At 38.3% G+C, this 886-nt stretch carries 1 protein-coding gene; it reads right to left on the bottom strand.

All coding sequences use genetic code 11. The annotated features are described in order from the left end of the window. Window positions 1–182: 182 nt before the first annotated feature. Complete coding sequence (locus tag P5674_RS25275; protein WP_014274081.1) at window positions 183–698, bottom strand: REP-associated tyrosine transposase; 516 nt, start codon at window positions 696–698, stop codon at window positions 183–185. Between the last annotated feature and the right edge of the window lie 188 nt (window positions 699–886).

Below are 886 nucleotides of genomic sequence, written 5' to 3' on the forward strand. Positions count from 1 at the left end.
CACGGGGCTATATGATAGTAACAAATAAACCCCATAAACCCGCCCTATCCCCACCGGATAAACCCGCAATATCCCAATTATATATTATATCATACCGGCTGGCTTTTGATGATTTATGGGTGGGTGGGGGCGGGTTTATGACAATTCCGGTGGGGAAGTTTGATTGACTGCGGAACCCGCCCCTACGGGCTGGTAATGTTTTTGGAAATTGGAAATTTCTGGGATGGGTGCATTTCGTCAGTTTTCCAATTATAGGGATTATTTACAATATATTCCCGAATTTTTTGTAATGTTTTTTCGTCCCTAATAATATGTTCATAATATCCCCTTTGCCATACAGGAACTTTAGAAAGCGATCGCAATTGATTAATCCTACGGCTAGAAAAAGTTTTGAAACCTTGAACAACTTTTGAGAGAGTATGGCTGTGGTCTGTTAAAATAATAATGCCATGAATATGATTAGGCATAATCACAAAGCTATCTAACTCAATTGAAGGGTAAACTCTGGTTAGATTAAACCAATTAAATTTAACTACTTCACCATAACAATTGAGGATTACAGTTTGGTCTTTAATTTCACCTAACAAGCATTGTTTATGATAAATACAAATTGTGACAAAGTATGCCCCAGGTTGACTGTAATCATATTCTCGGAGACGAATTGATTGGCGGTTATGAATATCAGGATTGTATTTCATATTGATAAACCATCACAAATTATCTGTAGGGGCGGGTTCACGGGGCTATATGATAGTAACAAATAAACTCCATAAACCCGCCCTATTTACACCGGATAAACCCGCAATATCCTAATTATATATTATATCATTCCGGCTGGCTTTTGATGATTTATGGGTGGGTGGGGGCGGGTTTATGACAATTCCGA

Source organism: Limnospira sp. PMC 289.06 (assembly GCF_032350395.1).
GTDB classification, from domain to species: Bacteria; Cyanobacteriota; Cyanobacteriia; order Cyanobacteriales; family Microcoleaceae; genus Limnospira; species Limnospira platensis.